The organism is Aquimarina algiphila, from assembly GCF_947494415.1.
In the GTDB taxonomy this organism is placed as follows: Bacteria; Bacteroidota; Bacteroidia; order Flavobacteriales; family Flavobacteriaceae; genus Aquimarina; species Aquimarina algiphila.
In genome coordinates this window covers 295,835-319,666 of sequence record NZ_CANLVC010000009.1, presented here as the reverse complement: position 1 = coordinate 319,666, position 23,832 = coordinate 295,835, and the positions used below count along the sequence as shown (strand labels likewise).

Below are 23,832 nucleotides of genomic sequence, written 5' to 3'. Positions count from 1 at the left end.
GTTTCTACTTTTTCTTTTTTGGAGGATATTTTGATAAAGATTTTTCGATTATTCTTCTAAAAAAGTCTGTATGTGCATTAGGAGAGCCATTAGGGTTAAAACGTTTCTCTGCTATCGCCTGCCACACTAATTCATCCCGTTTGGTATCAACAAAATCTGTGGTGAGCTCAAGATAGGTTTCTGGCCCACCTATAGGAATGGAACCTCCAATACCTATATTGACACCTCCTCCGCCTCCGCCTCCTAAACCAACACCGATACTATTTCGTGATGGGGCTTTAACCGTAGTTGTTTTAAAATTTATATAAATATCTGGAGTTTCTGATTTGACAAACCCCATAACTTCCATAACTTTTTCTGTTACCTGTATCAATCTCTTATGATCCAACTCACTAAGTCCTGAATTCATTTCTGGATAAAATGCATACGTTTTGTATACCAAAAAATCTTGCTGTTCGTCATAATCATAACTAGTATTGGTAACTCCACAAGAAGTTAGCCCTATAATGAATAGTATAAAAACTATAAGCCTCATAAAAATCAGTTTTACTATAAAAATACGTAACATAAATAATATACCTTAAAATTGATCCAATGATTTACCTTTTTCAAAGCCTAGGTGCTTTCTATCACAACATAAAAAACCAGGAATCAAAAGGTGCAACAAGCTATATGACTATAAAAATAGTTATATAACTATTTTTATAGTCATAATTTAAAATATTATCCTATATTTGCGCCTATGAGTGAACTAACAAAAGCAGAAGAGCAAGTTATGCAATACGTTTGGAAGCTAGAAAAAGCATTCCTTAAAGATATTGTAGAGCAGTTTCCAGAACCCAAACCCGCATACACCACTATTTCTACTGTAGTGAGAGTATTGGTTAGAAAAGAGTTTTTAAAATATGACACCTATGGTAAAATTCGGCAGTACCATCCGGCAATATCAAAAGAGCACTATTTTAAAAAACACATTAAACAAGTTATAGGTAATTTCTTTAGCGGTTCGACCAGTAAATTTGCCTTATTCTTTGCCGAAAGTGAAGATTTAAATCTTAGTGAATTAGAAAAAATGAAACTGATGATAGAAGAAAAAATTGAAACCCTGAAAGATAAAAATGAATAATTTAATTGTATACTTTTTTCAATCGACTTTACTTTTTATAGCGCTTTTTCTAATTTATAAATTAGTTTTAAGTCAACTTACATTTCATAGACTTAATAGATTTATATTATTGTCATTAATTCCTATATCTGTTTTTATACCATTAATGGACAATGTGTTTCCTCCAATACATTCGACAATTATAGAAGTACCTCAACTATTCGAAACCATAACGCTTAATCCTGATAACATAAGTAATGGCATTGAAAAACCAATGACCGATACTCCTTATACTTATTTTTCTTTTTTAATGGCATTATATTGTATTGGAGTTCTAATATGTTTGCTAAAATTCTTCTTTACCACTCGAAAGTTAATTATACTGAAACGTACGTCTAAAGTATATCAGAAAGAAGGATTTAAATTAATAGCAACCAACGTTCCTGAAATCTTTTCATATTTCAATTGGATATTTACTCCAGAAGAAAAATTAGAAAAATATGATGATTTAATTATTGAACATGAAAAAGCTCACATACAATTAAAGCACTCCTTAGACCTCATTATTGCTGAGTTTTTCATAACATTTTTTTGGTTTAATCCTGCAGTATATCTCTACAGGAAATCATTAAAATCGATTCATGAATTTCAAGCAGATCACCAAGTACTTAAAAACAAAGTTAAAACCTCTCATTATATGCAATTGCTATTGCAAAGTATAGCTGTTGAAAAACCAAATAATTTGTATAGTTATTTTAATCACCCAATACTATTAAAAAGAATAAATATGATGACAAAAACTAAATCTAACAATATCGCAAAATTAAAATATCTCTTGCTTTTACCTGTTTGTGCACTCTTTTTAATTGCATTTACAAAACCAACTGTTGATCACACCTTTATGGATACGACAACAGAAGTATTTGAAATAGAAAATTTTCCTCCTTCCCTTTTCCCTGTTCAAAATGGAAGTATAAATGACATCAGTAGTAAATACGGTTCTAATAGTAGACGTCCAAAAATTAGCAAGAAAAAAATTCATCGTGGGATTGATATACGAGCAGAAGAAGGCACCCCTGTTATTGCAACTGCCGACGGTATAATTTCAAAAGCATCTATGGAAGGAGATTGGGGTAATTTAATTGTTATCTCTCACTCTGGAGGTTATGAAACCTGGTATGCTCATTTAAAAAGTTTTAATAGCAAAGAAACGCAACATATTAAAAAAGGAGAAATCATAGGTTATGTTGGAAACACAGGTCTTTCTACCGGTCCACATTTACATTACGAAGTAAAGCTTAACGGAAATTGGTTAAATCCAATAGATTATATAAAAAATTAGAACCTTCTACGACTAGTCTTTAAACTCTAAATTTAAAATCATTTAATCAGATAATTACTTCTGTTTTTTTAAGCAGAATAGGATATCTATGCCCTTTTCACAACCTCATTAAAATTCAATATTATTTTATGAAATTACCTTTTTACCTTACTGTTTTCTTTCTTATCTCCTCAAGTGGATATAGTCAAAATGATACTATTATAGGAAAAATAAGGGATCAACCTGAAACTTCTGTACAGGATCAATTATTGAAACAAAGTGCTTTTAATCAAACAGATGATTCACTTTTTCTAAAATTAGATACTATCCCTCTAGATTCTACAAAACTGATTAAGCCCATTGACATTAAAGCAAATCATTGGAATACTACCGTTTTTAATCCGTATAAAAATATAAAACCCAAATTCCCAATTAAATTAGAATTCTCAGATAGTAGTTATAGCTCTCCAATTACAAGAAACAAAGTTATTACCTCTCGATTTGGATGGCGAAATGGTAGAGGTCACAATGGTATTGATATAGATCTTATTACCGGAGACAGTATTTTTTCTATGTTTAGCGGTATTGTTCGTTTTGCAAGATATAGTACCGGATATGGCAAAACTGTTGTAGTTAGACATTATAACGGTTTAGAAACAGTGTATGCGCACTTATCTAAATATGCAGTAAAAGCGAATGACACCGTAAAGTATGGACAACATATCGGTTATGGAGGAATTTCTGGTAATGCCAGAGGAAGTCATTTGCATTTAGGCATTTATTACCATGGTATAGCAATATATCCAGAGTATTTATTTGAATTTTCAGCAGCTAATAGTGTAAGAGCAAAAGAAATTTGGGTCACAAATAAATGGACACGTTCATACCTGCATAACCATAAAAAGCAGAGTACTTTGAACCTTTTTACAACTAAAGAAGAAGCGGTTAGAAGTCGTAAAAACCGAAAAAAGATTTACATTGTAAAACGAGGAGATACACTGTCTAGAATAGCTTTAAAAAATAACATTCCTATTACTACAATTTGCAAAACCAATTATATTAAAAGCAGTGCTATTTTAAAAATCGGACAAAAGTTGATTATAGAATAAAATATGATATAAAAAACGGCTTAGAGAAAACTCTAAGCCGTTTTTTTAACCTTTATGTTTATGAAATTATATCACGCCTTGCGCAAGCATAGCATCTGCAACTTTTACAAAACCTGCAATATTAGCTCCTTTGACATAATCAATATATCCATTTCCATCTGAGCCATACTCAAGACATGCAGAATGAATTTCCTTCATAATTTGTTTTAATTTGTCGTCTACTTCTTCACGAGTCCAATTATAACGTAATGAATTTTGCGTCATTTCTAATCCAGAAGTCGCTACACCACCAGCATTGGATGCCTTACCAGGGGCAAAGAAAATCTTAGCCTCATGAAATGCCGCAATAGCTTCTGGTGTACTTGGCATATTAGCACCTTCACTAACACAAATACATCCATTAGCAATTAAAGCTTTTGCATCATCTCCATTTAATTCATTTTGAGTAGCACATGGTAATGCGATATCACCTTTCACTCCCCATGGAGTTTGTCCTTTATGAAACTCTGCTGATGGATATTTATCTATGTATTCACTGATACGTCCTCTTTTTATATTTTTAAGCTCCATTACAAAAGCCAGTTTTTCATCATCGATTCCATTGCCATCATAAATATATCCAGATGAATCTGATAAGGTGATTACTTTTGCTCCTAATTGTGTAGCTTTTTCTGCAGCATATTGTGCCACGTTTCCAGAACCAGAGATCACAACATCTTTTCCGTTGAAAGAATCTCCTTTTGTTTCAAGCATATTTTGCGCAAAATATACCGCTCCATATCCTGTAGCTTCAGGACGGATTAATGATCCCCCCCAAGTAAGGCCTTTTCCGGTAAGTACTCCTGTAAATTCATTACGCATTTTACGATACATCCCGAATAAAAATCCTATTTCGCGGCCTCCTACTCCTATATCCCCTGCAGGAACATCGGTATCTGGACCAATATGTCTAAAAAGTTCACTCATAAAACTATGGCAAAAGCGCATAATTTCGTCATCAGACTTTCCTTTTGGATCAAAATCAGATCCACCTTTACCTCCTCCCATAGGAAGTGTGGTCAAACTATTCTTAAATACTTGTTCGAAAGCTAAGAATTTTAAAATACTTAGATTTACCGATGGGTGAAAACGTAATCCTCCTTTATAAGGACCAATAGCAGAATTCATCTGAATACGATATCCCCTATTTACATGAATCTCTCCCTTATCGTCTACCCATGGTACACGAAACATAATAGCTCTCTCAGGCTCAACCATTCGTAACAGAATGTTTTTACCATTATAAATTTCGTTTGAAGCTATATACGGAATTACAGTCTCTGCAACTTCCTGTACTGCTTGCAAGAATTCGGGCTCATGTGAGTTACGAGCCTTTACTTCTTCCATAAATGCATCTATCTTTGCTTGCATATGTTAATAAAATTAATAGATTCTAATCTAATGGTTGAATTACTTCGTCAAATATATGATATTCTTAAAAATAGAGGTTTGTTTTTTTTAATTTAATAATCAATTAACCTATTGCTTGATCAAGATCGGCAATTAGATCATCTACATCTTCAATTCCTACACTTAATCTGATCAAAGCATCTACTACTCCTGTCTTCTCCCGTTCTTCTTTTGGGATCGAAGCATGTGTCATACTAGCTGGATGTCCTGCTAGACTTTCTACTCCTCCAAGTGATTCTGCCAACGTGAATATTTTCAGATTCTCAACAATCTTAATCGCTTTATCATAATCACTTCCTTTTGTGATAAAAGAAATCATACCCCCAAATCCATCCATTTGAGCTGCAGCGATATCATAGTTAGGATGATCTTCAAAACCTGGCCAATACACCTTTTCAATTTTGGGATGATTTTTCAAGTATTTTGCAATCGCTTCTCCATTCTCACAATGCCTTTGCATTCGTATATGTAATGTTTTAATCCCTCTTAAGACTAGAAAACTATCCTGAGGTCCACAAACAGCACCGCTTGCATTTTGAATAAAATATAAGCGTTCTGCAATTTTTTCATCCTTCACAATTAATGCCCCCATAACCACATCACTGTGACCTCCCATATATTTAGTGGCACTATGCATTACAATATCGGCTCCAAGATCCAAAGGCCTTTGTAAATATGGTGTAGCAAAAGTATTATCAACTGCTAATACAATATTATGTTTTTTTGATATCATAGCTACCGCCTTGATATCAATAATATTCATCATTGGATTGGTTGGAGTCTCTACCCAAATTAATTTGGTCTTATCATTAACGTACTGTTCTATTTTATCAGCATTTTCCATACCAACAAAATGAAACTTGATACCAAATTCTTCAAATATTTTAGTAAATAATCTATACGTTCCCCCATATAGATCACTAGTAGAAATTACTTCATCACCAGGTTTCAATAATTTGATAACAGCATCTATAGCTGCTAATCCCGACCCAAAAGCCAATCCAAATTTTCCATTTTCGACACTTGCAAAAGAATCTTCTAATGCTTTTCTGGTTGGATTGTGGGTTCTACTATATTCAAATCCTTTATGTCCCCCTGGAGTAGTTTGAGCATACGTGGATGTTTGATAAATAGGAGGCATTACGGCTCCATAAGCTGGGTCATGCTGTTGCCCTCCGTGTATCGTTTTTGTATTAAATTTCATTTCTCACCCTATTATTAAGAAGAAAAAATTAACTTGATCGTTTTTATCTTAAAAAACTGAACAAATGTATCATTTAATTCGTTCTAATCATATTTCAATGAATACCTTTAGTAGATGATTAACAGAAAACCTAACACTCGTTTTACATTCATTTATTTCCTTCTAATTTTCATCGTTTTTTATAGCTGTAATAACAAGGAATCCTTCACTTTTGAGAAAGAAAATTTTACCGTAGACGACCTACTCGATTGTAAGGTTGTGGATTGCGCTTCTTTAGAAATCAATCTACTTAAGGTAATTGATGATAACCAAATTTCGACAACCATTAATAAGGAAATTGAACAAGTTGCTTGCAGTATATTAAATATTGGTGAGCAGACATCACAGGAGACATTAAAAGAAGCTGCTCATCAATTTAATACATCTTACCAGGAGATTAGCGAAGAATTTCCTGATGAAACTGTTCCTTATGAGGCTTCTATTAATTGCGAACTTGGTTTTCAATGCAAGGGCTTACTCTCTGTTGTCATGGATTCATATGTCTTTACTGGTGGTGCGCATGGATATGGCAGTATCTCTTATATTAATATCGACACAAAAAGTGGTAAACGAATTGCAAACAAATCCTTATTTAAAGATTATGATGCTTTTGTGAGCTACGCCGAAAAGGTATTTAGAACACAACATAAAATCCCGGAAGAAGAATCTATTAATAGTACGGGCTTCTTTTTTGAAAACGATGTATTTACTTTACCAGAGAACATTGGTTTTACGGATAAAGAAGTCGTTTTATATTATAATCAATATGAAATTAACTCATACGCTGAAGGCCCTGTTGAGCTGAAATTAAACAAAGAAGAGGTTCTATCGTTTTTTGCTATTAAGGTTCAATAAGAAGTTATAGAGTTAGATTACTATGATGAGTGGGAGTTAAACTAAATTTGTTTTGAGGTTTCATGTATAGCCCAGTTTGCTTCGCAAAACGCATATATACATTTACAAATATTAGTTCTTGATTTCTTTTTTAATTAGGCCAGGTTCAATCCACTTTTTGTATATAAAAAATTCAATTACAGGTATACTCATAATAATAAATAATATGATAAAAAGAGATTTCACCATCGAATGGTATTGAGAATCTAGAAAAGAAGTAAGCCACGTCATTAACTTATCCTGCACAGCTACTTCAATTTCTTTATATCCAACATCTAATAAAAAGTCCATTGCGGCACTAAATTCATCATAAGACATTGACTCATTGATGTCAGCATGAACCTTTCCTCCAGCGAGATTAAGCATAGCATAGAGGCATGTCTTATAAATGTCGTCTCCGTATTTTTCAATTAGATACACAGAAATCTTATTTTTACCACGATCTATTAACGAAATTCCTGAATTATAATTCGTTGATGTTACTTTTAATAGCTCAACCAAATAATCAGATCCATCCTTTGCATATTCTGCAGATGCTTGTAATTCTTTAACAAATGTGTTTTTATTTTCCTCTGATCTAAAAATAAAGCTCAGGGTAATAAAATACACGTTAGATACAATAGGTTCTTTTTCTTTGTGCAAAATCTTGTAGACACCTCTTATAAAACCTACTTGTCCAAAAATATATAGAAATGCACATAGAAGTATTGGAATGTATAGTTTTACTGCCCAATTATAATATTTAGGCTTTCTTTTGAGAACTTTTTTTTTGGATAAAATAATAGTGTAAATGATCGATAGAAAAAAACCAACTATTAAAAATAAAATAGTATTAAAGATTAATGTGGCAGAATGTGGAACAATTGTATCCTTAATTACGCCCCAAACCAAACTCCAATCCAATTTTTCCAGATACTCCATGTTTTATCTCTCTTTTCTCTATTTTTAACCGAATATAGAAAAAATCTTCTCGTCTTTTAATTATTGATATTAAATAAAGCTATCTAATTCTTATGCGTCTCAATCCAATTTTTTGCTTCAGTAGTATACCAGTTTTTTGAAAAATTATCAGCATTAACAATACTTTCAAAATGATATCTTGCCCTGTTAATATCTCCTTTTCGATCATAATAAACACCCATATATACATGGCCATATGGATTTTCAGGATCTTCTTTTAACACCTTTGCGCCAATAGCTTCAATTTTTTCATCAAATTGATTAAACTCTCCTAATTCTTTATAAAATGCCACATCCTTTAGAAATGTAAGGTTATGCAACAAGTTAAGGTCTGCATACTCTAAATAATCTGGAGATTCTGAAAAAACCTTCTCTAGTAACATCGAGCTGGTTTGCATTTTTTTTGTTTCGAATCTTGCCATAAACGATGAGGCTAACGCTTGAGCCAAAAGTTTTCTGGTATAAAAATTCTCATTTTTATAATCTCCTTTAGTTTTACCAGACTCTTCTGATTCTAATAGCGGCATATCTTCTATTTGATAGATATAGTTTTTTATAAAACTTAGAGCAAAAAGTGATGTAGTAACATCTCCATAAATTAATCGTGCAGGATCACTCAATAAATTATTATTTGCAAGCAATACTAAAGTGATGTTTCTTGAAGGTACTTTAAGTAATAAACTCGAATAACAATCGTATTGGCCGTAAGCCCAAACTAATTTTAAGTCATCAAACTGTTGATTAAAAACTCCGTATCCATACGGTAAATTTTCATTAACTCCAGAAAGCATTAGATTTTTTGATCTTTCTGAAATGAGTTTATTATGATCAAAAGCTAGGCTAAAAGTTTTCAAATCATTTAGATCAGTAATAATACCAGCAGATGAAGAATACCCAAAATCAATAAATCCTTTTTCTATACCATTATCTAAAATATATGGAGAAGGTATTTTTAAGTTATTTTGACTTATCTGTACAGTGTCTTTTAGTAAATAGGTATTTTGTAAGGCTAGAGGTTTAAAGATTTCTGAGGTCATATACTCCTTAAACGACTTTCCTGAAGCTTTCTCAATGATAGCTGTTAAAATTCCGAATCTAGAACTATAATAAAATTGTTTTCCCACTTCTCCCTGAGAGGTATGAGACAAAACATGTTTTACCAAAATCGAGTCTGGGACATTCATTTGCGGAACATACTTTTGTATAGGTTCATCTAAAGAAATTTTCTGCTGCTCTACTAACTTCATCATCAAAACACCAGAGAATACTTTTGTAATAGAAGCTATCGGAAATACATAAGTACTATCTAATTTAGTTTGGGATTCTAAATCAGAATACCCCAAATAGTTCTGATAGATAGTCTTATCCTCTTTTATCACTGACACTGCAATACCAGGGACATTAAAAAAGTTCTGCAACTCTATAAGTTCATTTTCAAATTTTTCTGAACTATTAAATTGAAGTTCTTCTTTTTTAGCACAACCAAAGGTCAACAAAGTAATGAATGCATATTTTATTAGTGACCTCATTTTTGTGCTTTTTAATCGTTTATAATTAGAGAATTACAGAATCACTCCCGTTAGAATCCTTTAGAAAGAAACACTTCATACTCTTTAAATAGATGTTATACAGATTTCTTAAGTGCCAGAATATATCCTAAATGAATTCCCTCATGAAAATTATTAAAATTTAGAGCGTCCTGAACAGATTTTAACACAAATCCCGTACTGGTTGGGTATTCGTTATAATCTTTGAAAACTTCAGCTGTCAAATCTTCTTCGGTTTTATCCAGAGTGCTAAATAGCAATTCTTTTATTTTTAACACTTCTTCTGCCGTGACTTCTCTTTCGAATTTGGTTCCTTTTCGATATAAATTGACCATCTCCTCATCAATCATCATTGGTAATCCACTTAAATTATATACTAACAACTGTTGTGTCACTACAACATGAGCAATATTCCAAATCAAATTATTCTTAAATCCTTCAGGTACTTTATTAAGCTGCTCTAATGTATGATTATCTAGTATCTTTTCGATTAATTTTCGATTTACCCGAGTAATTGTAATTGGATCTTGCATGGTATTTATCTCTTTATTTTATTGCTTTTCAAAAGTCATACTTCAATATTGATTAGTAATAACATAATGAATGTATGATTTCATAATTTTTAGCCAAAAATATGAGTTTTAATTGTGAAATGAATTCCTTTGCAGTGATTTTGATACTTAAAATAATTAACTGTGAAAAAAATATATCACCTATCCACTTGTGACACGTGTAAACGCATTATCAATGAGTTAAATCTATCTTCAGATTTTGTGTCACAAGACATCAAAAATGAATCAATTACTTTAGATCAAATAGAAGAAATGCATCAACTGGCAGGTAGTTATGAAGCCTTATTTAGTAAACGTGCACGATTATATAAAGAGCGTGATCTCAAAAATCAAAGTCTTACAGAAGAAGATTATAAAAAATTAATTCTTGAACATTATACATTTTTAAAACGTCCGGTGATTATCATTAATGATCAGATTTTTATAGGAAATAGCAAAAAAGTAGTAGAATCGGCCAAATTGGTGATATAACATATGAGTAAAAGAACTTTAGCACTAATTGCAGCTAGTTTTGTGGCAATATTTTATGGAGCAAACTATACTATTGCTAAAGATGTAATGCATTTTTATATTCAGCCATTTGGATTTATTCTATTGAGAATAGCGGGCGCTACAATTCTATTTTGGGGAATTAGTTTTTTAGGGCCAAAGGAAAAAATAGAACGTAAAGATTTTGCCAGAATTGTCGCTGCATCTTTATTTGGAGTAGGTATAAATATGTTGGCATTTTTTGAAGGTTTACATCTCACCACTCCTATAAGTGCTTCCGTTTTAATGGTTACCACACCTGTGATCGTATTAATTCTGGCTGTAATCTTCTTAAAAGAAAAAATAAGAGCATTGAAAGTTCTCGGGGTTTTAGTCGGACTTTCGGGAACATTGCTTATTATCTTATACGCCACCGGAAACTCTGCTACCGCAACAAACCCGACTTTAGGAAATTTTCTGATTTTTGTAAATGCAGTCTCTTATGCCAGCTATATCATTGTAGTAAAAAAAATCACTCAAAAATATCATCCTTTTACTTTTATGAAATGGATGTATGGTATTGGTTTTCTATTTGTTTTACCTTTTGGGTATTCTCAACTTTTAGAAGTACAGCCTGATATAATTCCCATAGAAGGATACCTTAAAATTGGTTATGTTATTCTCTTTGCCACTTTTGGGACCTATATTCTCAATATTTTTGCTATTCGAGAACTTAAACCTACTACAGTAGCTGTATTTATTTACCTACAGCCTTTATTGGCTTCTATATTTGCGATTGGATTAGGCAAAGACACCTTGGATATTATCAAAATTGTTGCTACTCTTTTAATTTTTATCGGAGTATATCTTGTAACCAAAAAACCTAAAGCTTTACACTAAATCCACTGGAACCTTAGCAAATTTTCTAGTATCTTCTTTGGTTAATACTTTAAAATCCTTTGGGCGTTCTATTGTATTCAAAAACTGGTGCATCTCTTCTGGAAGCGCAATAAGTTTACGAGTCTCCAAATTCATCCATGCTCCCATCATCTCGCACTGAGCAAAATTTCTTCCTTTATAATCATAAAAATTATGCCTGAATTCAAAAAATTTCCCATCCTCACTTAATCCTGACACTTCTAAAGAAACCCGAACAGGTCTGCCATAAAAAACTTCTTTAAAATAATAGATATGTTCATAGAACACAACCGGACCAACATTAAACTTGGCCAATAAGCGCTGATCAAATCCTTGTTCTACCAAGAAAGACATTCTCGTATGAGCTGCAAATTCTATATATGCTTTATTGGCTAAATGACGATTAGCATCAATATCGTTCCATCTAATTTCAAAATCTTTTATATACATATTCCCTGATTTTTCTGAACTGCGAAAATACAAAAGATAGATTATGCACGCATAATATTATTGTGTTAAATATTACTTCCTACGGTATAATAAAAAGCCGAAAAAATGATAATAAAAAACTGATTTTATTTTTTTCGCACCTGATATTCTAATTATGTCTATCGTATGCCAAAAGTACCCTCATTTTACAAAATGTACTCCTAATGTACCCATGTATTTAATGATGTTATTTATCTATTTAAGAACCTTTGCCCCACAACAAAATGAATCAAAAACCAACACTATTACACACAAAAAACAACACTTCTTTCTCTTATCAACACAAACTCAACTCACTTAACACTTATTTATCTTGAAACCACAATTAATACTCTTCACTAACCCTTACATATCATTTCCATTCTAGGAAAATCGAAACGTTAATTCGTAATCGAAAAGTAGTTATCCCCATAAACTACTGGTATCCATGTGATCCAAAAAAGACCTGGCAGACTTTGAAAGTCTGTTGGGTCTTCTTATTTTTAACAAAAAACCGCACATGTACATTAAACGAAATATTAGTTGGGGAGTTATTCTTAGATATGCATGGAAGAACATTATCTTCTTCACCGTATATACCACAAGTATTTTTTCTATCTATTATTTTTTGGGCTGGGATTTTATTGATATTCCTTTTCAGCCATTATCTCTAATTGGTATCGCAGTTGCTTTTTATATTGGTTTTAAAAATAGTCAAAGCTATGATCGGTTTTGGGAAGGTAGAAAAATTTGGGGTGGTATTGTAAATTATTCCAGAACCTGGGCAAATCAAGTATTATGCTTAGTAAATGCTGATCATAATACAAAAAAAGTTCTTATCCACCGTCATATCGCGTGGATCAATGCATTACGAATTCAACTGCGTCAACCTACTTCATTTACCATTAAAGAAAATGCAGCTGTAGAAAATCTTTTTAAAAGACATGGCGAACAAAAACCAGCCTGTGATGCTACTCAACAATTTGTTTCTGAAAAAGAATATCAAGATTTACTCGAAAGAAAAAACACCGCTACACATCTTGTAAAAAATCAAGGACTTCACATCAAACAACTTCTTGACAATGACCAAATCACAGAATTCGATAAACAACTTTTTCATCATACTCTGGAAGAGTTTTATAATCTTCAGGGAAAATGTGAACGTATCAAAAACACACCTTTTCCTCGTCAATATGCTTATTTTAGTACTGTATTTACCTGGATCTTTGTTCTCTTATTACCCTTTGGACTACTTAATGTATTTGAAAGTGAATTAAGTGATATGTCGCAACACCTTAAACCATGGTTCATTTTTCTAATGATACCGCTTTGTGTTTTGATAAGTTGGATTTTCACCACTATGGAAAAAATTGGAAGTAACAGTGAAGACCCTTTTGAAGGAAGAATTAATGATGTCCCTATGACAGCGCTTTGCAGAACTATAGAAATTGATCTTCGTGATATGTTGGACGAAAAAGATTTACCAGAAAAAGAACAACCAAAAGATAACATCTTATATTAATGCCAGTAATAGACTCTCAATATAATCCTCCTTTTTTATTTAGAAACGGACATATCTCCACCATATATCCTAACTTATTACGTAAAGTAAAAGACATATCTCAAAAAAGAGAACGAATAGAACTTGACGATGGAGATTTTATAGATTTGGATTGGAGTCACGGCTCAGCTAAGCATTCTAAAAAACTAGCCGTAATTATTCATGGATTAGAAGGCAATGGACAACGACAATATATGCTTGGATTAGCAAGACATCTTAATCATAATGGTTGGGATTCTGCCGCAGTTAATCTTAGAAATTGCAGTGGTGAAGTAAATCGCTTGTACAAATCTTACAATGCCGGAGCTAGTGAAGATCTTGATCATATTATCAATCATATCCTTTCTATCTATGATTACAGCAGTATAACTATTTGTGGATTTAGTCTGGGAGGTAACCTTCTACTCAAATACTTGGGAGAAGGTCGTGTTCTTCCATCAGAAGTAAAAAATGCTGTTGCCGTTTCTGTTCCTTGTGATCTTTATGATTCGTTATCAGAAATAAATAAACCCAAAAATTATATCTATCAACAACGTTTTATTAAAAACCTTAAAGCCAAACTATATGATAGGCAGATTCAGTTTTCTGAGGTCCTAGATAAATCCGACATTAAGGCTTGCACTTCGCTTATAGATATTGATAACTTATATACCAGCAAAGCCCATGGCTATGAAGATGCCATGGACTATTACTCAAAATGTAGCAGCAAACAATTCCTAAAAGCTATCCAAATTCCTACACTTATTCTTAATGCAAAAAATGATTCTTTCCTTGGAAATCAGTGTTATCCAATAGATGAAGCAGAAAAAAATCCTAGTATATTTCTAGAAATGCCTGATTATGGTGGTCATGTGGGTTTTTATCTTCCAGACAAAACCTACTACAATGAGCGACGAACACTGGAGTTTTTTGAAAAACATATATCTTAAACCATCTTAAAGAAGGTTTTTTCCTACCCAAAAAACACCTTAAACGAACGTTAAGCGTTTGTTAAGGTTTTATGAAGTGTTTTTCTTTCACTTGATCGAAAATCTTTTTTTAATTAAGAATATTTTAAGAATTTTGGTTGTTTCCTTTTAATTTTTCAAGGAAATGTATTTAACACTAACTCAAATTCAATTAAAATGAAAAAAAGCTACAAAAGCCTCAATACTTCATTGAGCTTTATGGGCAAAGTGACTCCTGCAATGAGCACCTTTGCTTTTATGACAATGGTTTTACTATCTTCAGGACTTTTTGCTCAAAATGCTAAACAAAAGCAACAAATCGCACAAGAAACTAATCTTGCAAAATTAAGTCAACTTCAGATTGAATCTTCTAACAAAGCAACTTTACAAAAGAAAGAAGCTTTACAGGCTGCAAAGTCTAATGGATGGCAGGTAAAAATGACCAATGCCGATGGAAGTTTTTCTGAATTACAAAGAATTGCTAAAGACGGAAGCCCACTTTATTACACAACATTTAATGTAGATGCGGCAAAATCTACAAGAACAAATCATCTTAATTCTGGAGGTTCTCTAGGATTAAATCTTGATGGTCAGAATATGACTGCCCACGTTTGGGATGGTGGTCATGCCAGAGCATCACATCAGGAATATGATGGTGCTGGGGGTAGCAATCGTGTTACTATAAGAGATATCGCTGGAGAAGGTGGTTTAAAACTTAACTTTCATGCAGCTCACGTAACAGGAACTATTGCTGCATCTGGTGTACAAGCTAACGCAAAAGGAATGGCTCCTCATACAAAAATCGATGGATATATGTGGAACAACGACGTTGCAGAGGCAACTGCTGCTGCTGCTAACGGAATGTTAGTTTCTAATCACTCTTATGGTTTTAGAGGTGACCTTGTTCCTGATCAGTATTTCGGGGCATATATTGACGAATCCAGAAATTGGGATGAGGTAATGCACAACGCTCCATTTTATCTAATGGTTGTTGCTGCAGGTAATGATGGTAACAGAGATACATATAATGCTGCACCTTTAGACGGTAATTCTTCTTATGATAAATTAACTGGTCATTCTACTTCAAAAAACAACTTGGTAGTTGCAAATGCACAAGATGCCAATGTAAATAGTAGTGGTACTCTGGTAAGTGTATCAATCAATAGTTCTAGTAGTGAAGGACCTACAGATGATTATAGAATCAAACCAGATATTACTGGTAACGGTACAGGTGTATACTCTACTTATGAAAGTAGTGATACTGCTTACAACAGCATTACCGGAACATCTATGGCATCACCAAATGTTGCTGGTTCTCTTTTATTATTACAGCAACATTATAACAACGTAAATGGAAACTTTATGAAAGCGGCTACTTTAAAAGGTTTAGCTTTACATACTGCAGATGATGCTGGACCTTCTGGACCAGACGCCGTATATGGATGGGGATTATTAAACGCTAAAAAAGCTGCCGAAACAATCACTGATAACGGTAGTGAAACAAAAGTTGAAGAATTAACACTTACTAGTGGTCAAACATATACAATAACTGTAGATTCTGATGGTACTAGCCCTTTAATGGCTTCTATCTCATGGACAGATGTACCAGGTGCTGCAGTTACAGCTACGAATTCTAACACAGCTGTATTAGTAAATGACCTAGACATTAGAGTATCCAAAGGAGGAACTACATATAACCCTTACAGATTAACAGGAATTACAACTAATGGAACTGGAGATAACACCGTTGATCCTTATGAAAGAATCGATGTTGCTAATGCATCAGGAACATATACAATTACAGTAACCAACAAAGGTTCATTAACAGGAGGAAGTCAAAACTTTTCTCTTATCGTAACTGGATTAACAGGAACTCCTGTAGTATGTTCTGCAACAGTACCTGCAGGTGTTAACAACTCTAATGTTGGAAACACTAGTGCAACTATTGGATGGACAGCTGTTCCAGGAGCAACATATGATGTTAGATATCGTCAAACAGGAACTACTTCTTGGACTACCCAGACTGCTAGTGCAACTTCTTACGCAATTTCAGGATTATCAGCTTCTACATCTTATGAAGCGCAAGTAAGAAGTAAATGTTCTGACGGAACGACATCTTCATATAGTGCTTCTACTACGTTTACAACTACAGCAGTACAATTAAACTATTGTGCTTCGAATGGAAATAGTGTAGCCGATGAATATATTAGTAATGTACAATTAGGAACAATTAACAATGCTTCTAGTGCGGGAAGTGGTGGTTATACTGATTTCACTTCTATTTCTACAACAGTAGCAAAAGGAAGTTCTAATACCATTTCTGTTACTCCTACCTGGACTGGCACCCAGTATAACGAAGGATACAGTGTATGGATTGATTATAATCAAGATGGGGATTTTGCAGATTCTGGAGAACAAGTTTGGACACAAGCTGCTACACAAACTACTCCGGTAAGTGGAACTTTCACTGTTCCTGCAAGTGCTGCAGATGGGAGCACAAGAATGCGTGTATCTATGAAATATAATGGTATCCCAACTTCTTGTGAGTCTTTCCAATATGGTGAAGTAGAAGATTATACAATAATAATAGGCACATCTACAGGAGGTGGAGGTGGAAACACAGGTTGTACGTCTGGTATTTCATCTTTCCCATATAATGAAGGGTTCGAAAACACTCTTGGAGCATGGACTCAATCATCTGCAGATGACATTAACTGGACCGTAGATGCTAGTGGTACTCCTTCTAGAGGAACTGGACCTTCTAGTGCAACTCAAGGATCTTACTACATCTTTGTAGAAGCTTCTGGAAACGGAACAGGATATCCAAACAAACAAGCCATCTTAAACTCTCCATGTTTTGATTTATCTGGACTTACTTCTGCAAGTTTTACATTTAGTTACCATATGTATGGTGCTGCTGATATGGGAAGTATTGCAGTAGAAGCAAGTAATGATAATGGAGCTACCTGGACTAGTCTATGGAATCAAACTGGAAACAAAGGAAATTCTTGGCAAACTGCTAATATTGACCTTGCTTCTTATGTAGGTAATAGTGTACAACTACGATTTAATAGAGTTACGGGCGCTACATGGCAAGCTGATATTGCTATAGATAATGTTGCTCTATCTTCTGGTTCTTCTACAACTTCGATTTTTGCTGTAACAGCAGATACTTTAGGACAAGAGGTTAGTGAATTAAGCACTAAGATAACTGCTTATCCAAATCCGCTAGCGCCAGGAGACGTTCTTAATATTACTTCTCAAAACAGTGAAGCTAAACCATATACAATCTACAATACGCTAGGGCAAGTTGTAGATCAAGGAAAAGTGACAAATACTATCAATGTTGATGGATTAGAAGCTGGACTATATATGCTTAAAGTAAATTCAACAATGATTAATATTGTTAAGGAATAAAACCAATAGATAAACAAATTTTTAACCCTCAGGAACAAGAGTTTCTGAGGGTTTGTTTTTTCAAAACTATCGTTTGACAAATAATATAACACTTACATTATTTAAAAATATTTAGATTTGTACCAACTACAAACGGATTTTGTATTTTTTATTCGAACTGGGAACAAAACAAAAACATTATGATTTTTAGACTTTTAGTTATCTTTTTAGCTATAGCTGGGGCATACTATATTATAAGAAACGTATTTGGTAATTCTGAATACAAAAGCTGTAAAAAGTGTGATGGCAAAGGATATTGGATTGCTATGAGAGGCGAAAAAGATAAATGCGATATTTGTAAAGGATCAGGAAGAATTCCAAGGCAGTATTAAATAAAAATAATATAATAATATCTACTCATTATCACAGCAATCCAAATCAGATTGTTTTTTGGTTTATTAGGAACATTTTTCTTTCTTAACTTATTTATATCCCTTACCTTCTATATGGTGGGGTTTATAATTTTTTACGAGAATCTGAAAAATAAGGAAATAAAAACGATAAAATAGAAGAACACATTACTCAAAAAAATGAATCCACTTTAAATTATTAATCTTAGTGTCAAAAAATGAAACTGATATCTTGTATTCTTGCATTATAACAATTAGCAAATTATTATGAAATTGAAAACGATTATTACCTTATTGAGTCTTTCAATAACCGTAGCTATAAGTAATGCTCAAAGTAATCTTCATATTCCAAAGGAAATCCAGAATGCTTACAAAAATCAAACACGATCAAAAGATGGTAAACCTGGAAAAAAGTATTGGCAAAATAGTGTTGACTACAAAATTGAGGTAACAGTTACTCCAACCACAAGATTAATTGATGGGAAAGAAGAAGTTATTTTTACAAACAATAGCCCTGATGAATTATCAGAAATTGTTATTCGACTTTATTATGATGTTTTCAAAAAAGGGAATATCAGAGGAACTGCTGTAAATGAAGATGATATAGGAAAAGGAACTGATATCAGAAAAATTATTGTTAATGAAATGAGCTATGATCTTTCAAACTCAGAACAGATAGAGCGATCGGGCACAATCATGAAAATTAAGTTATCAAAGCCTCTTAATCCTGGTAACCAAATAAATTTAAAATTTGAATGGCAACAAAAAGTTCCACTAACACTTGATAGAGCTGGTACTATTGATGATTCTTCCTTTTTTGTTGGATACTGGTATCCACAAGTGGCTGTATATGATGATATTTTTGGATGGGACACCACTAACTATACTTTTGATACAGAGTTTTATAACAATCTTGCTAATTTTGATGTAAATATCACAGCTCCTGATAACTTTCTTGTTTGGGCCACTGGTACGTTAGAAAATAGTTTAAGTGTATTTCCTACAGAAATCTACAAAAAGTACAACCAAGCAAAGTCTTCTAAAGAACTAGTTCATGTTATAACAACAGATGATCTCGATAATTTGAAACTAAAAAACAATACATGGAATTTTAAAGCGACAGAAGTCACAGATTTTGCATTTGCAATGAGTGATCATTATTTATGGGATGCATTATCACAGAGAGTTGCTGGAAAAGATGTTCTTATCAACACAGCATTTCCTGTTAAAAAAGCCGATAAATGCAAAGAAGTAACTGTTATTCAACAAAAAACAATGAAACATTTTTCTGAAGATATTCCAGGAATTCCATATCCATATCCAACATTTACAACATTTATAGGTCGAGGAGGCGGAGGTATGGAATTTCCAATGATGGCAAATAATGGTAATTCCCGTGAATCATTAACGATTCATGAGATGTTTCACACTTATTTTCCTATGTATGTAAGAATAAATGAGAGTCGATTTGCCTGGATGGATGAAGGTTGGGCTGATTTTATTACTGCATTAGTAACTCACAAGTTTTTTAATGATAAAAACAACACTTCTTCTCTCTATTCTAATTTTATGTTTGGAATGCAAGGGATGATAGGAAGTATTGGCGATTTGCCAACAATAACTTCATCGCAATACATGAGTACTAATTATGGGTATCATTCTTATACTCTTCCTGCATTTACCTATTCACTTCTTTATCAACATCTAGGTGAAGAAAAGTTTCTTGAATGTTTTAGAACCTACATTCGTCGTTGGGCTAAGAAATCACCTTCTCCTTATGATTTTTTCTACACATTCGAGGATGTTAGTGGAGAAGATTTAAGTTTCATTTGGAATTCCTGGTATTTTAAAATGGGGTATCCAGATATCTCAATTGAATCATTCGAAGATGGTAATCTTAGAATAAAAAGAATTGGTGAAAGAATAGTCCCTATTAGTATTAAAGTAGAGTACAATCATCACGATGGCAAAAAACAAGCTCCATACTCTTCTATGATTTCTTCATCAGTATGGAAAAACAATACTTTGAAATATGCACTTAAAATTCCAAATGCGGATAACGTTAAATCTATAGCTATAAATTCAGATTTTCCAGATTTCAATCCACTTGATAATTATTTCCCTTCATTACCTGATCAATATAAAGCTGTAGATATAGATGATAATATATTAGGAGAATATTTGGCAAAAACATATTCAATTAAAATGAACATTTCAAAAGAAAATGGAGTATTCAAATTAGATTTCCCAGATTATGGATTAGAGAATTATCTAATACCATTAGATAAGTATGATTTTATTTCTCTAGATAGAACCATTACAGTTAAATTTAAAAACAAATCTGATAATCTTCAGCAGATTGAAGTCAGTTTTATAAACTATGGTATAACTCATGTAGGAGATAAAAAATAAATATAAGCATAAGGGAGAAATACCAATTCTACTATTATCTATATATTAGTGATGAATCTTAATTAGCTTAGAACATGAAGAAACTTATAATCCTCGCAATACTCGTTATACTCTCTATAAAAACTTATGGGCAAATCAAAACAATTCATGTTTTTGTTGCTTTATGTGATAACGAGAATCAAGGAATAGTTCCTGTTCCTGCAAAAATAGGAAATGGAAAAGACACTAGAAATAACTTGTATTGGGGAGCTGGATATGGTGTAAAATCATTCTTAAAACTAAAAACAAAAGACTGGAAATTAGTAAAAGAATTAGATACCTCCAACCCCAACATTTTAGATAGAGTATTATTTAAACATGCAACAGAAGAAGTCTACTTACTCGCCGATGCTTATGATGGCGAACAAATTAAAACATGTATTGAAGACTTTTTAAAGGCATCAAATGCGCAAGATCCTCAAAAAATTCAATTTAACACTAAAGAATTAGGGTTTGGCGGAGATTCTGATTTGTTAGCTTATGTAGGACATGATGGATTGATGGAATTTGATGTTTCTATTTCGTACAAACCAGTACAAACAAAACAGAAAGATATCATCGTTTTAGCTTGTTATAGTAGAAATTTCTTTTCTCCCGAAATTAAAAAAGCAAATGCCAATCCAATTTTATGGACTACACATTTAATGGCTCCCGAAGCATATACATTAAAATCTGCTATTGATGGGTGGATAAAAAATGAAACCGGAAAACAAATTGATGAAAGAGCAGCTCAAACTTATAATAAGTACCAAAAATGTGGAATACGAGGTGCGAGAAATCTGTTTACTACTGGGTTTAAGAATTAAATACTCTCCTAAATAAAAATAAAATTCCCAGTCCCGAAAAATGAAACTGGCGGCGTTTATCTTTGTTCCTATTAAGTCGAAAACTCCGACTAAAAGCTTTATAGCTTATCCATAAAATAGGAAAGCCCTATGATATTAAAAACTCTGTAAAATCTAAAAACAATGAAAAACCTCTTCATTAAAAAGTCTTTAAAAGGTCAAATAACTAAGTTATTGTTAGCACTATTAGTCTTATCAGGATGTTCTAAAGATGATTATATTCTTGAAGCAAACAAGGATACTTCATCCGTAAAATCATCATCAAATAATTGTTCTATAGGCACCGCGAATACTGATCTTATTAATATCGGAAGTGCTTCGTATCAAGTAAATAATTTAGCTAGTTTAAAACAAGCTATTATCGATGCAATAGACGGTGATATAATTTACATTGAAGACTCTGCCATAATAAATGTTCCTGAATTAGATTCTATTGTAGTAGACAAAGCTATTACAATTGCCAGCAGTCGTGGGGCGAATGGAAAATGCGGTGCCATTATAAAAACAGATGCATATGGTCTTCTAAATGCTACTACTAGTCCAAGTCAATACGTAAATAACAGTGCTTCTTCTAATGATCCTATTTTTATAATAAAATCCTCTGGAGTTAGAATTACGGGTATTCGATTTCAGGGACCATATGGAAATATAGGAAGTGATAGGACAAAATTAAAAGTAAAACAGGGAATCAATATTAAAAACAAAGAAAACCATACAACTGAAATTCAAAATATAACGGTAGATAATTGTGAATTATATGACTTTCCTTATTTCGCTTTGAATGTGGATAAAAATGTCAACAATAATATTGTAATCAAGCATAATTACTTTCACAACAACATACAAAGTGATCTCGGATACGGTGTAGCCATTGGTGGGGAACATACTTTTGCTCTAATAACTTATAATGTTTTTGATAATAACAGGCATGATATTACATCATCTGGACGAGAAGGTTCTGGCTATGAAGCATCTTATAATCTAGTAGGGTATGCTACTAATGGTAATTTTGACATTCATGGGTCTGATCATACTATCAATGCAATAGCGGGACACTTTACACATATACACCACAATACATTTACCAGTTTGGGGGCAGAAAATGTTTTGGTTAGAGGAATTCCAACATTTATGTGCCTTATAGAAAAAAATAAATTTGCAAACCCCAACATGAATCAAGCTGTAAGTCATGGAGTTAATTTTAATGGAATGCAAATTCTTTTTAGACAAAACCTCTTAGCATGGAATAATATATATGACTGGAATGAGACTAACAGTAATGGTAATTATAAAGGTGTTTTCATTTCTAGAAGTTGGGAGAAAAAAGGAAAAGATTTTGTGGTTTTACAGCCTTTCTATAGAATGAGTAGTGATAAAAGACCAGCCATACTATTTTCATCACCTACTACAAAACCTTATGAGCAAGACATCATGATGGATTTTGAACTTGGAGATTTTGATGGGGATGGAAAAACTGAGATTTTTAAATCTTTTGAAGGGAATTGGTATTTAGCCGAAATTCCATTAACCAATAATTCTTATAATGCCTTAGAATGGCAATGGAACTCTATAAATACTTCAGGAAAATCAGTTCTTGCTCTTGGTTTTGGAGATTTTAATGGAAACGGAACAACAGATGCTTTTAATGCTAATGGAGCAGATTGGTATATTTCAGAAGGAGCTCAATCCGGATGGAGTCTAATAAATCCGAATACAACAACAACATTAAACTTGTTACGTTTTGGAAATTTCAATCAAAATGCAACCACTGATGTTTTTAAAGCTAATCAAGAAGGTTGGCACCTATCAGAAGGAGGTAGCTCTGAGTGGGATAGAATAAATACTTCACAAAAACCTGTTATTGCTCTTGGTTTTGGAGATTTTAATGGAAATGGAACTACAGATGTTCTAAACGCTAATGGAACCGATTGGTATATTTCTGAAGGAGGGCAATCTGGATGGTCTTGGATAAATGCTTCTGAACATACTATTGATAAATTAAAATTTGGAGATTTTGATGAAAATGGAACAGCTGATGTTTTTGTTAAAAGTGATTCTTTATATTATAGAATCTCAGAAGGAGGTTCAACAAATTGGAAGAAATTAACTTATAAAAAATACTCAGGACGTTTTGATAATAATTAAAATCAAATGATGAAATACTGAAT

The 23,832-nt window shown here is 32.8% G+C and carries 19 protein-coding genes; 12 read left to right on the top strand and 7 right to left on the bottom strand.

What is annotated here, in order from left to right; translation table 11 throughout:
• Positions 1 to 4 precede the first annotated feature (4 nt).
• Positions 5 to 535 (bottom strand): DUF4136 domain-containing protein, encoded by a 531-nt coding sequence (locus PQF96_RS22840; protein WP_160114130.1) that lies wholly within the window; start codon positions 533 to 535, stop codon positions 5 to 7.
• A gap of 207 nt (positions 536 to 742) precedes the next feature.
• Here PQF96_RS22840 and PQF96_RS22835 point away from each other — a divergent pair, with 207 nt between their 5' ends.
• From PQF96_RS22835 to PQF96_RS22825, 3 genes are all read left to right on the top strand, one after another.
• Positions 743 to 1,126, top strand: a complete 384-nt coding sequence (locus PQF96_RS22835; protein WP_143917611.1) for a BlaI/MecI/CopY family transcriptional regulator — start codon at positions 743 to 745, stop codon at positions 1,124 to 1,126.
• Complete coding sequence (locus tag PQF96_RS22830; RefSeq protein ID WP_271768656.1) at positions 1,119 to 2,447, top strand: M23/M56 family metallopeptidase; 1,329 nt, start codon at positions 1,119 to 1,121, stop codon at positions 2,445 to 2,447. The genes PQF96_RS22835 and PQF96_RS22830 overlap by 8 nt, the downstream gene beginning before the upstream one ends.
• Before the next feature lie 128 nt (positions 2,448 to 2,575).
• On the top strand, positions 2,576 to 3,535 hold the full coding sequence (locus PQF96_RS22825; RefSeq protein WP_271768654.1) for a M23 family metallopeptidase: 960 nt from the start codon (positions 2,576 to 2,578) through the stop codon (positions 3,533 to 3,535).
• Positions 3,536 to 3,601: 66 nt separating this feature from the next.
• Here PQF96_RS22825 and gdhA read toward each other — a convergent pair whose 3' ends face one another.
• Together gdhA and PQF96_RS22815 are read right to left on the bottom strand one after the other, a co-directional pair.
• The gene (gene gdhA, locus PQF96_RS22820) at positions 3,602 to 4,945 is read right to left on the bottom strand and encodes an NADP-specific glutamate dehydrogenase (RefSeq protein ID WP_143917608.1); all 1,344 of its coding nucleotides are present in this window, start codon (positions 4,943 to 4,945) and stop codon (positions 3,602 to 3,604) included.
• 103 nt (positions 4,946 to 5,048) lie between these two features.
• Complete coding sequence (locus PQF96_RS22815; RefSeq protein ID WP_271768651.1) at positions 5,049 to 6,188, bottom strand: cystathionine gamma-synthase; 1,140 nt, start codon at positions 6,186 to 6,188, stop codon at positions 5,049 to 5,051.
• A 114-nt stretch (positions 6,189 to 6,302) separates the two neighbouring features.
• Between PQF96_RS22815 and PQF96_RS22810 the strand changes: the two genes are divergently transcribed.
• A complete protein-coding gene (locus PQF96_RS22810; RefSeq protein ID WP_271768648.1) occupies positions 6,303 to 7,082 on the top strand; it encodes a DUF3298 and DUF4163 domain-containing protein in 780 nt (259 codons plus the stop codon).
• A 111-nt stretch (positions 7,083 to 7,193) separates the two neighbouring features.
• Here the strand turns inward: PQF96_RS22810 and PQF96_RS22805 are convergent, their stop codons facing one another.
• The 3 genes from PQF96_RS22805 to PQF96_RS22795 all read right to left on the bottom strand — a co-directional run bounded on the left by PQF96_RS22805 (position 7,194) and on the right by PQF96_RS22795 (position 10,161).
• A complete protein-coding gene (locus PQF96_RS22805) occupies positions 7,194 to 8,042 on the bottom strand; it encodes a hypothetical protein (protein ID WP_109435969.1) in 849 nt (282 codons plus the stop codon).
• A gap of 83 nt (positions 8,043 to 8,125) precedes the next feature.
• A complete protein-coding gene (locus PQF96_RS22800; RefSeq protein ID WP_271768645.1) occupies positions 8,126 to 9,610 on the bottom strand; it encodes a serine hydrolase domain-containing protein in 1,485 nt (494 codons plus the stop codon).
• 95 nt (positions 9,611 to 9,705) lie between these two features.
• Positions 9,706 to 10,161 (bottom strand): DinB family protein, encoded by a 456-nt coding sequence (locus PQF96_RS22795; protein WP_109435971.1) that lies wholly within the window; start codon positions 10,159 to 10,161, stop codon positions 9,706 to 9,708.
• A gap of 162 nt (positions 10,162 to 10,323) precedes the next feature.
• On the opposite strand from PQF96_RS22795, the gene PQF96_RS22790 reads away from it, so the two are divergent.
• Complete coding sequence (locus PQF96_RS22790) at positions 10,324 to 10,671, top strand: arsenate reductase family protein (RefSeq protein WP_109435972.1); 348 nt, start codon at positions 10,324 to 10,326, stop codon at positions 10,669 to 10,671.
• A gap of 3 nt (positions 10,672 to 10,674) precedes the next feature.
• The gene (locus PQF96_RS22785; protein WP_271768642.1) at positions 10,675 to 11,568 is read left to right on the top strand and encodes a DMT family transporter; all 894 of its coding nucleotides are present in this window, start codon (positions 10,675 to 10,677) and stop codon (positions 11,566 to 11,568) included.
• On the opposite strand, the gene PQF96_RS22780 is transcribed toward PQF96_RS22785, so the two are convergent.
• Positions 11,560 to 12,036, bottom strand: a complete 477-nt coding sequence (locus PQF96_RS22780; RefSeq protein WP_109435974.1) for an acyl-CoA thioesterase — start codon at positions 12,034 to 12,036, stop codon at positions 11,560 to 11,562. The genes PQF96_RS22785 and PQF96_RS22780 overlap by 9 nt on opposite strands.
• Before the next feature lie 538 nt (positions 12,037 to 12,574).
• On the opposite strand from PQF96_RS22780, the gene PQF96_RS22775 reads away from it, so the two are divergent.
• The 6 genes from PQF96_RS22775 to PQF96_RS22750 all read left to right on the top strand — a co-directional run bounded on the left by PQF96_RS22775 (position 12,575) and on the right by PQF96_RS22750 (position 23,809).
• The gene (locus PQF96_RS22775; RefSeq protein WP_109435975.1) at positions 12,575 to 13,576 is read left to right on the top strand and encodes a bestrophin family protein; all 1,002 of its coding nucleotides are present in this window, start codon (positions 12,575 to 12,577) and stop codon (positions 13,574 to 13,576) included.
• Positions 13,576 to 14,544: a YheT family hydrolase gene (locus PQF96_RS22770; protein ID WP_143917604.1), complete on the top strand. Its 969-nt coding sequence runs from the start codon at positions 13,576 to 13,578 to the stop codon at positions 14,542 to 14,544. The genes PQF96_RS22775 and PQF96_RS22770 overlap by 1 nt, the downstream gene beginning before the upstream one ends.
• Positions 14,545 to 14,739: 195 nt before the next feature.
• A complete protein-coding gene (locus tag PQF96_RS22765; RefSeq protein WP_271768640.1) occupies positions 14,740 to 17,979 on the top strand; it encodes a S8 family serine peptidase in 3,240 nt (1,079 codons plus the stop codon).
• A gap of 656 nt (positions 17,980 to 18,635) precedes the next feature.
• The gene (locus PQF96_RS22760; protein ID WP_271768637.1) at positions 18,636 to 20,780 is read left to right on the top strand and encodes a M1 family metallopeptidase; all 2,145 of its coding nucleotides are present in this window, start codon (positions 18,636 to 18,638) and stop codon (positions 20,778 to 20,780) included.
• Positions 20,781 to 20,854: 74 nt separating this feature from the next.
• On the top strand, positions 20,855 to 21,625 hold the full coding sequence (locus PQF96_RS22755) for a hypothetical protein (protein ID WP_143917603.1): 771 nt from the start codon (positions 20,855 to 20,857) through the stop codon (positions 21,623 to 21,625).
• Positions 21,626 to 21,787: 162 nt separating this feature from the next.
• A complete protein-coding gene (locus PQF96_RS22750; protein ID WP_271768634.1) occupies positions 21,788 to 23,809 on the top strand; it encodes a hypothetical protein in 2,022 nt (673 codons plus the stop codon).
• The last annotated feature ends 23 nt before the right edge of the window (positions 23,810 to 23,832 follow it).

Bases quoted from the DNA above. Each gene is read 5' to 3' on its own strand.
- PQF96_RS22840 (WP_160114130.1), bottom strand. From the start codon at position 535: ATGAGGCTTATAGTTTTTATACTATTCATTATAGGGCTAACTTCTTGT.
- PQF96_RS22835 (WP_143917611.1), top strand. From the start codon at position 743: ATGAGTGAACTAACAAAAGCAGAAGAGCAAGTTATGCAATACGTTTGG.
- PQF96_RS22830 (WP_271768656.1), top strand. From the start codon at position 1,119: ATGAATAATTTAATTGTATACTTTTTTCAATCGACTTTACTTTTTATA.
- PQF96_RS22825 (WP_271768654.1), top strand. From the start codon at position 2,576: ATGAAATTACCTTTTTACCTTACTGTTTTCTTTCTTATCTCCTCAAGT.
- gdhA (WP_143917608.1), bottom strand. From the start codon at position 4,945: ATGCAAGCAAAGATAGATGCATTTATGGAAGAAGTAAAGGCTCGTAAC.
- PQF96_RS22815 (WP_271768651.1), bottom strand. From the start codon at position 6,188: ATGAAATTTAATACAAAAACGATACACGGAGGGCAACAGCATGACCCA.
- PQF96_RS22810 (WP_271768648.1), top strand. From the start codon at position 6,303: ATGATTAACAGAAAACCTAACACTCGTTTTACATTCATTTATTTCCTT.
- PQF96_RS22805 (WP_109435969.1), bottom strand. From the start codon at position 8,042: ATGGAGTATCTGGAAAAATTGGATTGGAGTTTGGTTTGGGGCGTAATT.
- PQF96_RS22800 (WP_271768645.1), bottom strand. From the start codon at position 9,610: ATGAGGTCACTAATAAAATATGCATTCATTACTTTGTTGACCTTTGGT.
- PQF96_RS22795 (WP_109435971.1), bottom strand. From the start codon at position 10,161: ATGCAAGATCCAATTACAATTACTCGGGTAAATCGAAAATTAATCGAA.
- PQF96_RS22785 (WP_271768642.1), top strand. From the start codon at position 10,675: ATGAGTAAAAGAACTTTAGCACTAATTGCAGCTAGTTTTGTGGCAATA.
- PQF96_RS22780 (WP_109435974.1), bottom strand. From the start codon at position 12,036: ATGTATATAAAAGATTTTGAAATTAGATGGAACGATATTGATGCTAAT.
- PQF96_RS22775 (WP_109435975.1), top strand. From the start codon at position 12,575: ATGTACATTAAACGAAATATTAGTTGGGGAGTTATTCTTAGATATGCA.
- PQF96_RS22770 (WP_143917604.1), top strand. From the start codon at position 13,576: ATGCCAGTAATAGACTCTCAATATAATCCTCCTTTTTTATTTAGAAAC.
- PQF96_RS22765 (WP_271768640.1), top strand. From the start codon at position 14,740: ATGAAAAAAAGCTACAAAAGCCTCAATACTTCATTGAGCTTTATGGGC.
- PQF96_RS22760 (WP_271768637.1), top strand. From the start codon at position 18,636: ATGAAATTGAAAACGATTATTACCTTATTGAGTCTTTCAATAACCGTA.
- PQF96_RS22755 (WP_143917603.1), top strand. From the start codon at position 20,855: ATGAAGAAACTTATAATCCTCGCAATACTCGTTATACTCTCTATAAAA.
- PQF96_RS22750 (WP_271768634.1), top strand. From the start codon at position 21,788: ATGAAAAACCTCTTCATTAAAAAGTCTTTAAAAGGTCAAATAACTAAG.